The sequence below is a fragment of the Alkalidesulfovibrio alkalitolerans DSM 16529 genome, from assembly GCF_000422245.1.
In the GTDB taxonomy this organism is placed as follows: domain Bacteria; phylum Desulfobacterota; class Desulfovibrionia; order Desulfovibrionales; family Desulfovibrionaceae; genus Alkalidesulfovibrio; species Alkalidesulfovibrio alkalitolerans.
Map to the genome: position 1 here is coordinate 179,492 of NZ_ATHI01000031.1, position 13,624 is coordinate 193,115.

The 13,624-nt window shown below is 63.7% G+C and carries 9 protein-coding genes; 6 read left to right on the plus strand and 3 right to left on the minus strand.

The window, feature by feature from the left end:
* Window positions 1-10 precede the first annotated feature (10 nt).
* The 5 genes from DSAT_RS13435 to DSAT_RS13455 all read left to right on the plus strand — a co-directional run bounded on the left by DSAT_RS13435 (window position 11) and on the right by DSAT_RS13455 (window position 6,559).
* On the plus strand, window positions 11-2,281 hold the full coding sequence (locus DSAT_RS13435) for an acetyl-CoA carboxylase carboxyl transferase subunit alpha/beta (protein WP_020888078.1): 2,271 nt from the start codon (window positions 11-13) through the stop codon (window positions 2,279-2,281).
* Between the two features lie 19 nt (window positions 2,282-2,300).
* A complete protein-coding gene (locus DSAT_RS13440) occupies window positions 2,301-2,951 on the plus strand; it encodes a biotin attachment protein (protein WP_084712861.1) in 651 nt (216 codons plus the stop codon).
* Window positions 2,952-3,123: 172 nt separating this feature from the next.
* The gene (locus DSAT_RS13445; protein ID WP_020888080.1) at window positions 3,124-5,652 is read left to right on the plus strand and encodes a SulP family inorganic anion transporter; all 2,529 of its coding nucleotides are present in this window, start codon (window positions 3,124-3,126) and stop codon (window positions 5,650-5,652) included.
* Between the two features lie 7 nt (window positions 5,653-5,659).
* Entirely contained in the window at window positions 5,660-6,004 is a 345-nt protein-coding gene (locus tag DSAT_RS13450) for a hypothetical protein (protein ID WP_020888081.1), read from the plus strand.
* Between the two features lie 57 nt (window positions 6,005-6,061).
* Window positions 6,062-6,559, plus strand: coding sequence for a single-stranded DNA-binding protein (locus DSAT_RS13455; RefSeq protein WP_020888082.1), 498 nt, complete (start codon window positions 6,062-6,064; stop codon window positions 6,557-6,559).
* A 127-nt stretch (window positions 6,560-6,686) separates the two neighbouring features.
* Here the strand turns inward: DSAT_RS13455 and DSAT_RS13460 are convergent, their stop codons facing one another.
* Window positions 6,687-8,576: a YgiQ family radical SAM protein gene (locus DSAT_RS13460; RefSeq protein ID WP_020888083.1), complete on the minus strand. Its 1,890-nt coding sequence runs from the start codon at window positions 8,574-8,576 to the stop codon at window positions 6,687-6,689.
* 184 nt (window positions 8,577-8,760) lie between these two features.
* Window positions 8,761-9,378 (minus strand): LysE/ArgO family amino acid transporter, encoded by a 618-nt coding sequence (locus DSAT_RS13465; RefSeq protein ID WP_020888084.1) that lies wholly within the window; start codon window positions 9,376-9,378, stop codon window positions 8,761-8,763.
* Window positions 9,379-9,483: 105 nt separating this feature from the next.
* On the opposite strand from DSAT_RS13465, the gene DSAT_RS13470 reads away from it, so the two are divergent.
* A complete protein-coding gene (locus DSAT_RS13470; RefSeq protein ID WP_020888085.1) occupies window positions 9,484-10,377 on the plus strand; it encodes a LysR family transcriptional regulator ArgP in 894 nt (297 codons plus the stop codon).
* 9 nt (window positions 10,378-10,386) lie between these two features.
* On the opposite strand, the gene DSAT_RS13475 is transcribed toward DSAT_RS13470, so the two are convergent.
* A complete protein-coding gene (locus DSAT_RS13475) occupies window positions 10,387-13,602 on the minus strand; it encodes a DEAD/DEAH box helicase (RefSeq protein WP_020888086.1) in 3,216 nt (1,071 codons plus the stop codon).
* Between the last annotated feature and the right edge of the window lie 22 nt (window positions 13,603-13,624).

The following is a 13,624-nucleotide window of genomic DNA, read 5'->3' on the forward strand; positions in this document are numbered from 1 at the left end:
GGGCGAATATATGGAAATCGACAACAGAATCCGCAAGCTCCAGGAACGCTTGGGCTACGTCCGCGACGTTTTCGGCGATAAGGACAACGCCAACATCAAACTGCTCTCGACGCGGCTTGACGAGTTTCTCGAAAAGGTCGAGCGCATGCCCGTGGCTGATCAGATGCGCCACATGGTGCAACTCGAAGACCTTTTTCTCTTTTTGGAGAAGAAACTCGATGCCCAACTCACGGCCATGGATCGCGTGCGCATCGTCCGCCATCCGCAGCGCCTGTGCCTCAAGGACATTCTCGAAAACGTCTACGACAACTATACTGAGATCGGCGGGCAGGACGAATACTCCATCGACCCCTCCATGCTCATCGCCAGGGCCTACATCACGCGGCGGGTGGGCAAGAAAATTATCCACCAGCCGGTCATGGTCATCGGCCAGGAAAAGGGTCACGGCCAGGAGTTCCGCAACGGCGGCTCGGTCAAGCCCTGGGGCAACGCCAAGGCGCTGCACTACATGAAGGTCGCCGAGACCGAGAACATCCCCATCCATTCCTACATCTTCACGCCCGGCTCCTACCCCATCGAGGACTATCCGGGTGCGGCCCAGCAGATTGCCAGGAATCTCTTCGAGATGTCGCAACTCCGCGTACCCTTCGTGGCTGTCATTTCCGAAGGTGGTTCGGGCGGCGCCGAGGCCATCGGCATGGCCGACATGCGCCTCATGCTTTCGCACGGCTATTATTCGGTCATTTCCCCCGAAGGCGCGGCGGCCATCGAGGGACGGACCCGTCAGGGGCAGCGCGTGCCGCCGGAACTGATCGAGAAATGCGCACGCGACCTGAAGATGTCCGCCGAGGACAACCTGCGCATGGGCTACATTGACCGCGTGGTGCAGGAGCCGCCGCTTGGCGCGCGCATGGACCATTACGATTTCTACAAGACCCTGCGCAACGAGATGATCAACGCCACCAACCAAGTGGTGCTCCAGGTCAAGGGTATGAAGTTCTTCCGTTCGCTGGCCCTTTCCGAGCGGCTGTCCCGTAAGGATCGGCCCATGGACGCCGAGGAAGTCTTCGTCTCCTGGAACCTGTCCTCCAAGGCCCGCGACAATCTCGTCTGGAAGCGCTACCAGAAGTTCCGTCGTCTGGCCCAAGGTGCGTATCTCGACACCCGGACGGCAGGCGAGAAGGTCATGGGCAGCTTCCAGGACTTCGCCTGGGCGCTCAATTCGTTCTTCCGTTACGAGTTCTTGCGCAAGCACCATCGCAAGATCCAGCGGCTGCGCGAGGAGGTTGAGGCCGAAGTCCATCTCGTGCGCAACAAAGTCGGCAAGCCCGTCCGCGCCGTGCTGGACAAGCTCTCCGGGGCGCGGCCGCAGGCCGTGTCCGAGGAGGCCAAAAGCAATCTGACGCAACTCTCCAAATGGGAAGAGGACGGCCAGAGCAACGGCGGGTGGATCTACGTGAGCCCCAAGGCCAAGGAAGACAGGACCGTGACCTGTCCCAATGCCGAAACGCACGGCTGTCTCGATCTCTGGGCTCCGGATCTCTTCGGCGAATACGCAGGCGTGTGCGGTTACTGCGGCCACCACTTTCCCATGGAATACCAGTGGTATCTCAGCAATGTCTTCGACCAGGGCTCGATTTTTGAGTTCAATGGACAGATCGAGTCCGGCAATCCCCTCGACTACGAGGGCTTCGGCGAGAAGGTCGAGCAGGCCAAGAAGCAGACCGGGCTCAAGTCCGCGTGCATGACCTTCGAGGCCCGTATCGACAATGTGAACCTCGTCGTGGCCATGCTCGTCGCCCCGTTCAGGGGCGGCACGGTGGGCGCGGCCGAGGGCGAGAAGTTCATCCGCGCCGTGGAGCGGGCCAAGAAGAAGCACTATCCCTTGCTGGCCTATGTGCACGGCACTGCAGGCATCCGCATCCAGGAGGGCACCAACGGCGTCATCCAGATGCCGCGCTGCACCATGGCCGTGCAGCGCTATATCAAGGACGGCGGCCTTTATCTGGTGCTGTACGACACCAACTCCTACGCAGGCCCCGTGGCCAGCTTCCTGGGCTGCTCGCCCTACCAGTTCTCCATCCGTTCGGCCAACATCGGCTTCGCGGGCCCGGGCGTCATCAAGGAGACCACGGGAGTGGACATTCCCCCGGACTACCATCAATCGCACCAGGCCCTCTCGCGGGGTCACATCCAGGGGATCTGGGATAGGCGCGAGGCCCGCAAGAACCTGTTTCAGGCGCTCATGACCATGGGCGGCCGCAACCTTTACTACCGGTAACCGGCTCGAAGGAGCGCGCGTGATGAACGTCAAGCAACTCCTTGAGAAATTCAAGGAATCTCCCTACGAACTGATCGATGTGACGGCCCCGCATACCGGCCGGGTGGACTTCGTGCTCACCGAGCCGGGCAGCAAGCTCGTGGGGCCGCACGGAGCATTCCTCGAAAAACCGGGAACGCTCATGGCCACCCTGGAACGCGAGAAGAACAAGAAGCCCATCCGAGCGACCATGAACGGCGTGCTCGAATCCGTGGACCAAAATCTCGCGGGCACGTTCGTGCAGGCCGGCACCCGCCTGGGCGTCATTCGCCACTATCTGACCAGCAAGGAAGTCATCGACCGCATTCTCAAGGAAGCTCTGTATCTTTTTCCGGCTCCGGAGCGGGCGAAGTATTATTTTATTCCAGAAATCGACAAAAAGATGCGCGCCTCCGGCAAGAACGCCGTGGAGGTCACCACGGGCATGGAGATGTTCATCATGTCGCGTATGAAGAGGGAGACTGCCCTGACCTACGATGGTCCGGATGGCAAGGTCTACGCCGTCTATTTCAAGCTCGGCGAAAACGTCGAGGGCGGGCAGCCGTTGATCGGCGTGTGCCCCGGCGAGCAGCTTCCGCTGATCCAGGATGTGGTCAACCGCGTGCGTAGCGAGTGGGAAGAGCACGACTGATCCGGATATCCTTTCCTTGATCGCTGGCTGAAAGCGCCTCGCGTTTGTCGCCTCGGTTGCCTTGGGACGCAGTGTTGGTGTACTGGCAGCCGAGGCGATGAACGTCTTTACGCGGCCTGGTTGCTTGTAACCGACGGGGCGGCGTTCGATTCAACCCGAGGGGGCCGAACTCGTGGCCTTGTTTCACTGCGATGCGTGTGGTCTGCGCAAGGACGTTTCCGACAAGTACATCGGACGTTCCATCTCCTGTCCCCGCTGTTCGAATCCGGTAACAGTCGTCGCCGTGGGCGAGAAAAACGGTCGGACGCAGCCGCTGCCTCCGCCCGAGGTGCGCCCTGTAGCCGCGCTGGATGATGGTAAAGCGGAATCGCCCGCCGAGCCCAGGTTCGAGCATCGCGACGCAGCCGACATGGACGAGATTCTGGCGGGCGACGACGACTCCGCGCGCCCCAGGCGCGACATTTCCATCCCCATCGCGGCTGAACCGACCGCGCCAACCGCGCCCTCGCTCATGCAGGGCAGCCCCGGCGTGAACATTCTTGCGGGAACGCTATCCGGTTTTCAGGGCGTGGTGGTCTGCCTGGCCCTATCCTGCTTGATCTTCGCCGGGCGTCTCGCCTGGAGCGATTTCCCCTACGCCGTTCTTGTGGTGCTCGCCACGGCGGCTGCCATGTCGCTCGTGGCGGCCTTGCGGAGCCGGGTGCCTTATCTACAGGCCGGACCGGGCATCGCGCTCGGAGCTGTCACGGCCTCCATGGTGCGCGACATGCACGCCTCGTTTTCCGCCGAACAGGCGGCGCATGTATTGCCCACGCTCGCGGTCGGCGTGAGCCTGTCCGCCTTCGTCGTGGGCCTTACCCTGTGGTTCGTCGGCGGTTCGGGGATGGGCAAATGGGTGCGCTTCATCCCGCATCAGGTCGTGGGGGGGGTGCTCGCGGGCATTGGCGTGCGCGTTTTGCTCGCGGCCCTCGAATTTCAGGACGCGGGCTCGCCGTGCCTTGAGCGTCTGGCGGAAAACTTTGACTTCGATGTCTGCCTGGCCTGGGCTCCGGCCGTCGTTCCGGGAGTCCTGATGTTCATCGTGGCCCGGCGCATCAGGCACCATCTCGTCTCTCCGGTGCTCTTCCTGCTGCTCCTAGTCGGCTCGCTCCTTGGAGTACACCTCGTCGCCGCGCCCGGCGACGCTATCCGGGCATCGGAATGGACCTTTGCCGCCTTCTCCGCGCACTCGGCCTTCGGCCCGTTCTCCCGGGATTTCCTGGGGCTCATCAACTGGGACGTGATAGCCGACCACGCAGGCTACATTTTGGCCCTGGCCGGTCTGGCCGTGGCCACGACCATGCTCACCCTGACCGATGTGGATGCCGAGACGCGTGGCCGTTCGGATCTGGATCACGAACTTTCCGTGACGGGTCAGGGAAACATCCTGGCCGCGCTGGTTGCGGGCGTGCCGGGCACCATTTCCGAGCACCGCACCATGTCGAGTTGGCGGGCGGGAGCGGCGGGGCCGCTTGCAGCGCTGACAGCCGCCGCCGTGTTCGTGGCCGCGATCGTCTTTATCGGCGATATTCTGGCCTACGTGCCGCGATTCGTGCCCGCGGCGGTGCTCGTCTTTCTCGGCATGCAGCTTGTGGCGCGCTGGCTTGGCGACACGTACGCCATGTTCACCCGCAAAGACGATTACGCCATCCTCGTGATCATTTTCGCCATCACGGTGTTCTTCGGGGTGCTCACGGGCCTTGGCGTGGGCGCGGCCCTGGCGATGATGATCCTCATCTCTCGTTACGGCCGGGTCAATGTGGTCAAATTCGCCTTGTCTGGAGCCACCAACCGCTCCAACGTCGAACGCGCGCCCTCGCAGCTCAAGGTGCTCAGAGAGCATGGCGGGCAGATATACATCCTGCGTCTGCAGGGCTTCATATTTCTCGGCTCCACCAGCGCCCTGATCACGGACCTTCGGCAGCGCATCGAGGACGAAAGCCAGGCCAGACCGCGCTACGTGATCCTGGACTTCAGGCTCGTCACGGGTCTCGATTCGGCCGTGGCCACCGGCCTTCGCAAGCTCAGGCAACTTGCCGACGAATACGGCGTGACCCTGATCTTCACGAGCATCCCCTTCGAGGTCGAACGGCAGCTCGCCGAAAACGGGTTCGTGCTCGACGACCCCGACAATTGCTCGCGCACCTTTGTGGACGCGGATTTCGCTCTGGAATGGTGCGAGGATCGCATTTTGGAGGATCATGGCGTGCTGGTCCTCAAGGGGCGCACCGTCGAGGATATTCTGGCGCCCATGTTCCCCGAGCCCGCCCTGGCACCGACCTTCGTCGGCTATCTGGAGCGGGTCGAGGTGAAGACAGGCAGCCATGTCTTCCGCCAAGGCGACGCGTCCGACGCCATGTATTTCATCGTTTCCGGACGGGTCAACGTGCAACTCGAACTCGAAGGCAACCGCATCATCCGGCTGGTGAAGATGGGACCGGGCACTATTTTCGGCGAGATGGGCATCTATACGGACACTCCGCGATCGGCCTCGGTCGTCGCGGCCGAAGACTGCGTGCTGTATCGTCTCTCGAAGAAGAAGCTGCATGCGATCCAGAAGCAGGACCCCATGCTCGTTTCGCTCATCCACAGGTTCGTGGTCAACCGTCTGGCCGAGCGCGTTGCCGAGGCAAATGCCAAGGTTCGCGATCTCATCAAGTAGGTGCGTCATGGGAAAATTCATTCAAGTTCGGGTCTCCGCCGCAACCTTCGACCCAGGGCAGGCGGCAAAGACCTTTCCGAAGCTCTATGCAGTGGCTTGGCCAGCGCAGGACGTGACGCCCGAGGAGCGCAAGGGGCTTTTCGAGCTTACGGACCAGTTGTCCGATCTGCATCAGTTCGGCGATCTCGCGCCGAGCGTCAAACAGGTCGTGGGGGAACAACTTCCCAGAATCATGCATCTTCGCCGGGCGATCGAGACGGCCCTGGGCGATTGGCAGCCCGCCGAGGCGGAGCGCCTCACCACGCAGTTCGAGGACGCCCTTGCCGGGCTCGAGGCGCAAATGCCCGATTGATCGCAGGGCGTTCTCGGGCTAGTATAAAATGTTTATTCCACTTCAAAGGAGCGATACATGGCCGGCAGCCTGAACAAAGTCATGATCATCGGCCGCATGGGGTCGGACGCCAAGCTTTCCTATCTTCCCTCGGGACAGCCGGTGACCAATTTCAACGTGGCCACGGACGAGTCTTACCGCGACAAGCAAAGCGGCGAGAAGATCGAACGCACCGAGTGGCACCGCATCGCGATCTTCGGCAAGTCGGCCGAGTTCTGCGCGAACTATCTGGGCAAGGGCCGTCTGGTCTACATCGAGGGGGCGCTGCGCACCCGCAAGTGGCAGGACAAGGACGGCCAGGACCGCTACACCACGGAGATCGTGGTCCAGCCGTTCGGCGGCACCGTGCAGGGGCTGGACAGCCCGCGCGGCCAGGGCGAGCAGGGCTACGAGGGCGCGCCGCGCCAGCAGGCACGCGGACAGGGCGGCGGACAGCAGGGCAGGCAGAACAGGGACGACGACCTCGGCCCGGCCTTCCCGAGCGAGGCCTCGGGCATGGACGACGTGCCGTTCTAGCAGGCCAGACCGCCTCAAAAGCGCCGTCTGCCGCGCTGCAGTGAAAAAGATCCAGCCCCGCTACGCAGGATATGCATAGCGGGGCTGGTTTTTGCATCGTGCGCTTTAGAGAAGTTGCGGATCGAATTCAGCCGCGTTTTGGCTTCCCGTGGCTGCCGCGCTTGTCGCGTCCGCCGCGGTGCGGGCGCTGTCCGCGCGGCGCGTCCGGTCCCGGCGCTGTCTTTGGCTGGCCGCCCCGGCGCGGGGCCCTGCCCACGGGCACGAGCAGCGCGTGCTGGCGCAGGCGCTCGGCATCGCTTTTGGCCATCGGGATGGGCCTGCCCTCCATATCCGTGCCTGCATGAAACATGGCCGCGGCTGCGGTGCCCGGAAGAGGGATGAAGCACTGCACCTGCTCGGGCTTCAGGCCCCGCTCGTGGAGCCACCCGGCCAGGGCGCGCATGTCGTCGTCCGTGCAACCGGGGAAGCCGCTCATCAAGTAAGGGATCACGTACTGCCGTTTCGAGGCCCGTGACGACTCGTGCGCGAAGATGCGCAGGAACTCCTCGAAGTCGGCGAAAGAGGGCTTTCGCATCAGGCGCAGCACGTGCGCGGCCATGTGCTCGGGCGCGACCTTGGCCTGTCCGCCCACGAACTCGCGCACCATGACGCCAAGCGCCCGCTTGTCGGCCAGGGCCAGGTCCATGCGCCAGCCGCTGGCCACACGCACGTGGCGCACGCCGGGAACCCGCGCCACCTCGCGTAAAAGCTCCACGAAGCCGGATTGATCGGCCGTAAAGCTCGGGCAGGGGCGCGGCGTCAGGCAGCTTGGCCGCGCGCACTTGGCCGGATCGGCCGTGCAGCGGGCGTTCCACATGTTGGCGCTGGGCCCGCCCACGTCGCTCAGGCTGCCCGTGAAGCCCGGCGTCTTCGCGATACGCTTCACCTCGGCCAGGATGGACTCCTCGCTTCGTGACCGGATGCGTCTGCCCTGGTGCAGGGCCAGGGTGCAAAAGGAGCAGCCGCCCGCGCATCCCCGGTGGGTGGTCACGCTGGTGAGGATCATGTCCGCGGCCGGTATCTTCTCGGCATAGGAGGGGTGCGGCGCGCGCGAGAAGGGGAGCCCGAGGAGCGTGTCCAGCCCCGCCTGATCCAGGCCGGTGTCGGGCGGGGTGAGGATCAAGAGCCGGTCGCCGCTTGGCTGCACGGCCGCGTGCGTGCCCTGGTGCGCGTGTTGTTCGAGCAGCGCCGTGGCCCGCACGAGCAGTTTGGGGTCGGCGAGCATGTCCTCGTGGGAAGGCAGTTTAAGGACCGGCAAGCCGCTTGGGATGTCATCTGCGTGTCCGGCCAGCACCACGCCCGGAATCTGCGCCAGGGTCCGCGTCAACAGGCGGCGCTGCGCTGCGGGGTCGTCCGCCTCATCCTGCGCCTCCTGGTTCGTGATCGCGGCCAGGGCGTCGGCCAGGGCGATGATGGAGTTCTCGGCCATGCCGTAGAGGATGGCCGTGGCCTTGCTGTCCAGCAGGATGGAGCGCCGCAGCGCGTCGGTCCAGAAGTCGTAATGCGAGATGCGGCGAAGCGAGGCCTCGATGCCGCCCAAAACGACCGGCAGGCCGGGAAAGGCCCGGCGCACCACGCCCGTGTAGGCGATCGAGGCCCGGTTTGGCCGCTTGCCCGCAAGACCGCCGGGCGTGTAAGCGTCGTCGCTGCGTTTTTTGCGGAAGGCCGTGTAATGGGCCAGCATGGAATCGAGCGCCCCGGCCGTCACGCCCGCGAAGAGACGCGGGCGGCCCATGCGGGCCACGTCGTCGGGCGTGTCCCAGCGCGGCTGAGCCACGATGCCAACGCGATAGCCGTGGTGGACGAGCCAGCGGCCGAGCAGAGACGCGCCGAAGCTCGGGTGGTCCACGTAGGCGTCGCCCGTGACCAGGAGAACGTCCAGTTCCTCCCAACCCAGGCGGGCCATTTCCTCGGCGCTCATGGGCAGGACGGGCGGCTGCTCCAGCCGCCGCGCCGGGCGTCGTTCAAGCCGGTTCATGAAAAGATGTGGCATTCCGGTTTGTTGCAGTGTCGAACGGGATTGGCGAAGTCTACAGCTTCCCACTCCCATTGCAACAACTAATCATCCCTTGAAACCTGCCAAGATCGTCGGGATTCTCCGTTACACCAACCCTTCAAGCAACGCCGGATGCAAGGCCGGCCGGAAATCAGCGCTCCGGAGCCTAAACGAGCGCGAAGCGCACGAGTCCCGCGGCTACGGTCCACATGACCAGGGCCACCAGGGCGTCCAGGGCGCGCCAGGCTGTGGGCCTGGAAAGCAGGGGGGCCAGGAGGCGGCCGCACAGCGCCAGGGCGAAGAACCAAGCGAAGGAGGCCACGGTCGCACCCGCGCCGAAGTGCCAGCGGCCCGGATCGCCGTGGCGGCCGCCGATGCTGCCCAGGAGCAGCACGGTGTCGAGGTATACGTGCGGGTTGAGCAGGGTCACGGCCAAGGTCAGGAGCAGTGTGGCCTTCAGACTGCGTCCGACGTCGCCGTCCCCCGCGCGAAGCGCCCCCCCGCCGCGCAGGGCCGAGAGCGCGGCGCGCAGGCCGTAGCACCCCAGAAAGAGCGCCCCGCCGAGGGCGGCGGCTTGCCGAAGTGTGGGGGCGGCGGCCAGGGCCGCGCCCATGCCGGCCAGTCCGGCGGCGATGAGCAGCGCATCGCACACCGCGCAGGTCAGGGCCACAGGCAGATGGTGCTCGCGCCTGACTCCCTGGGCCAGGACAAAGGCGTTTTGCGCCCCGATGGCGATGATCAGTCCCGAGCCCATGCCGAACCCTTCCCAGAACAGCGGCAGCATGCGTCTTCTCCTTTCGCGGTCGTCGTGGAGGGGAGATAGCCTGCGGCGCTTGTGAAGTGAAATGAATTGTTTTCAATATTGATTAGCAATGCTAATGATGGCCTCATGATCGACTACCGCAATCTCGCGGCCTTGGCCGCAGTCGTGGACGAGGGGGGATTCGAGAAAGCCGCCCGAGTTTTGAATCTCACTCAATCCGCCGTGTCGCAGCGCATCCGCGCCCTGGAAGAAGGCCTGGGGCTGGTGCTTCTGGTGCGCGCCGCGCCGCCCGCTCCCACGGCTGCGGGCCGCCGTCTTTTGGCCTTGTGGCGGCAGGTGCGCCGTCTGGAAGAGGACGTGCTGGCCGAGGTCGGCCGGGGGGAGGGCGGCGCGTTTTCCGTGCTGCCCGTGGGTGTCAACGCGGACAGCTTGGCGACGTGGTTTCTGCCCGCGTTGGATGATTTTCTGCGTACGCACGGTGTGTTGCTCGATGTGCGGGTGGACGATCAGGAGGCCACGCACGAGCTTTTGCGCGCTGGCGAGGTGGCGGGTTGCGTGACCGAGCGGGCCGAGGCCATGCAGGGCTGCCGCGTCACGCCGCTCGGGGTGATGACCTATCGGCTGGTGGCCGCGCCCGCCTTCGCCGCGCGCTGGTTTGCGCACGGTATGACGCATGAGGCCGTCGTGGCCGCGCCCATGCTCGTCTTCAACCGCAAGGACGATCTGCATAACAAGTTATTGCGCGCCGCGCTGGGCGAACCGCCCCCGCGCATTCCCATCACCTGGCTGCCTTCGTCCGAGGGGTTCGTGCGCCAGATCGCGCGGGGCCACGCTTGCGGCATGCTGCCGGACGTCCAGAGCGCCGGGATGATCGCCTCGGGCGAACTGGTCGATCTCGCGCCGGGCAGCGCCGTGCGGGTGAGGCTGCACTGGCACTGCTGGAACCTGGAATCGTCGCTGCTCGCGGCCTTCACGAAGGCTCTGACGCAGGGCGCGCGTGGGGCGCTCGAAGACGGGTAGATCTGAGGATCAGATATCGAAGAGCATTTCGAGATCGTCGCGGGTCAGCGACTTCCAGGAGTCCTGGCCGGGGATGATGGCGTCGGCGATGCCGCGCTTCATGTCCTGCAGCTTCAGGATCTTTTCTTCCACAGTGTTCTGGCAGATCATCTTGTAGGAGAAGACCTGGCGCGTCTGACCGATGCGGTGGGTGCGGTCCGTAGCCTGCGATTCCACGGCCGGGTTCCACCACGGGTCGTAGTGGATCACGTAGTCCGCGCTGGTCAGGTTCAGGCCGGTGCCGCCCGCCTTGAGCGAGATGAGGAAGATGGGGATGTTGGGGTCGTTGTTGAAGAGGTCCACCTGCTCGAAACGGTCTTTGGACGCGCCGTCGAGGTAGGCGAAGGGCATGTGGTTGATCTGTAGCCAGGAGCGGATGATGTGCAGCATCTGCACGAACTGCGAGAAGACCAGCACCTTGTGGCCTTCCTCGATGATGTCCGTGACCAGATCCTTGAAGGCGTCGAACTTGCCAGAGGGCAGGTTGGTGGACACGCCGGGCATGTCGAGCTTGAGCAGGCGCGGATGGCAGCAGATCTGGCGGAGCTTGAGCAGGGCGTCGAGGATGGACATCTGCGACTTGGCCATGCCCTTCTCGTCCACGTCGCGCATGACCTGATCCTTGAGCTTCTTGGCCAGGGCCGCGTAAAGTTCGAGTTGTTCGTCGGCCAGGGCGCAGTAATGGACCGTCTCCACCTTGGGCGGCAGATCCTTGGCCACCTCGGCCTTGGTGCGGCGCAGGATGAAGGGCTTCACGCGCTGGCGCAGGTAGGCCAGGGTCTCCTCGTCGCCGTCCTTGATGGGCTTGACGATGCCGCGCTGGAACGAGTGCTGCGAGCCTAAAAAGCCCGGCATCAGGAACTCGAACAGGCTCCACAACTCGAAGAGGTTGTTCTCGATGGGCGTGCCCGAGAGGCACAGGCGCACCTTGGCGTTCATGCGCCGCACCGAGCGCGCGGTGATGGTGTTGGGGTTCTTGATGTTTTGCGCTTCGTCCAGGATCAGGGCCACGAACTCGACCTTCTCCAACTCGTCCAGATCGCGGCGCAAGAGGGCGTAGGTGGTGATGACGATGTCCGACTCGGCGATCTGCTTGAAGAGGTTCTCGCGCCGCGCGCCGTAGATGACCAGGCTTTTCAGGCCGGGCACGAATTTTTGGCTTTCGCGCTCCCAGTTGGGCATGACCGAGGTGGGCACCACGATGAGGCTTGGCCCCTCTACCTTGCTCTCGTGCAGGTGCTGCAGGAACGAAAGGGTCTGCACGGTCTTGCCCAGGCCCATCTCGTCGGCCAGGATGCCGCCGAAACCGTATTCACGCAAAAAGTTGAGATACGACAGGCCCTGTTGCTGATAGGGGCGCAAGGTGGCGTTGAGTCCCTTGGGCACCTTGACCGGCGTGATCTGTTTGAAGTTGTGGATGCGCTCGCGCAGCGTGTTCCAGAACGAATCCGTGTGGACCTCGTCGAGGTCCTCCACGAGCTTGTCGAGCACGGGCGCGTCGAACTGGTTGAACTTGGTCTGGGGCGGCTTTTCCGGATCGAAGCCCAAGGCCTTGAGCTTGTGGGCCAGCTTTTCGAGCCAGCTCTCGGGCAGGCTCGTGTACGAGCCGTCCTTGAGTTGCACATAGCGTTTGCCCTTGGTCCAGGCTTCCCAGATTTTCTCGATGGGTACCTTCTGTCCCTCGTAGTCCACGGAAAGCTCAAGGTTGAACCACTTCTCGCCCTCGTCCTCGCTCTTGATCTCACCGACGACCACGGGCGTGGCCAGGCGGACCTTGTAGCGGGTCAGGTTCTTCTCTCCGAATACCCGATAGCGCTCCACGAGCTTCGGGTAGGCATCGAGCAGGAAGGAAATGGCCTCCTCCTGCTCCAGGAACCAGATGGAGTTGGAGCGGGGCTGAAAATGCATCTCTTGGAGCATGTTCATGAGATCCTGTTCAGCGATCTGATCGCGTCGCAGCAGGAACGACTTGCCCTCGTAGGAGTACGAGCCGGTCTGGAAATCGGGGTTGGGGCCGGGCAGGGCCACTTCCGTGTGCTCGGTCTCGTACACGTTCTGAATCTGGATCGTCAGGAGGCTTCCTTCCTCGTCCAGGAAAAGCTTGGGATTGTACGTGGCGGGCGCGAAGATGGGATCCATGCGGGCCAGGAATTCCTCCTGCCCGTACAGGTCCGAGGCGGGCAGCCGGGTCCAGACGCGATCGAGGAATTCAGAGATGTCGGCATGGGGCACGATGGGATTCTGGCCCAATATTTCCTTGATGAGTCGGGCGTCCAGGCCGGTCTGGACGGGGTAGAAGGCGCCCTTCCAGAAGACCCACAGCGGCATCTGGCCGTAGAGGAATACTTCGTGGCCGCTGATGGAGAAGGGCGGTTTGCCCTCGGCCGAGAGCATGAGGTCGAAGGTCACGCCGTCGTCGCCGAGCTGCGGGGTGAGCTGCAGTCGCATGGTCTTGCGCTGGATGCGCACGGGTTGTTCCGTATCGCCCTGGAAAAGATAGTATTCGCCTTGCAACGCCCACAGGAACCACGTCAGGAGGCCCGGCGGCAGATCAACCCTGTGGCCCGTGTAGTCGAGGAAGTTGCCGATCTGGTGGGCCACCTCGGGCAGGAGCGGAGCCGTCTCGCACCACTCGGGGTTTTCCATGATTTGGGCCAGCGTGACTTCGGATTGCACCTGGGAGAGGCCGGATTTGTTCTGCCGGGCCCGGAAGAAGGCGACTTGCAGGCGTTCGGGTTCGGGATGGAAGCGATAGATGAGGTAGTGCTTGCCTGCCTCGGGCTCGTGCTCGGAGGCGAAGAAGGTGCGGAAGGATTGCCGCCAGTCCGCTCGTGGTTTGGCCGGAGCCTCGTCACGATCCGGAGCGGTTTCGAGGGATTGCAGGAGTTTGAGTGCACTGGCTCCGACGTGGCGGCAGACGCCGAAGGAGTGGTCTGGGCAGTTGCAGTAATGGCTGACGTTGCCGTCTCCGAGATTCAGGCTCAGTTCCGAGGCGTAGTTCTGGAAATCGTCGCCCTGGATCTGGGCATCCACATCCCAGGTCTGTTCGCGTTTTTGCAACGAAAGTTTGCGCACGCCGCCGTCATCAAGGATGTTCTGGGCGCCTTCGCGAATGTACTCCGGTACGCTGTCCGCAATGAAATGCGAGAGGATCGAGCGTGCGCGATCCTCGTCCTCGTGTTTCATCCCTTCGGAATCTCCCCCGAAA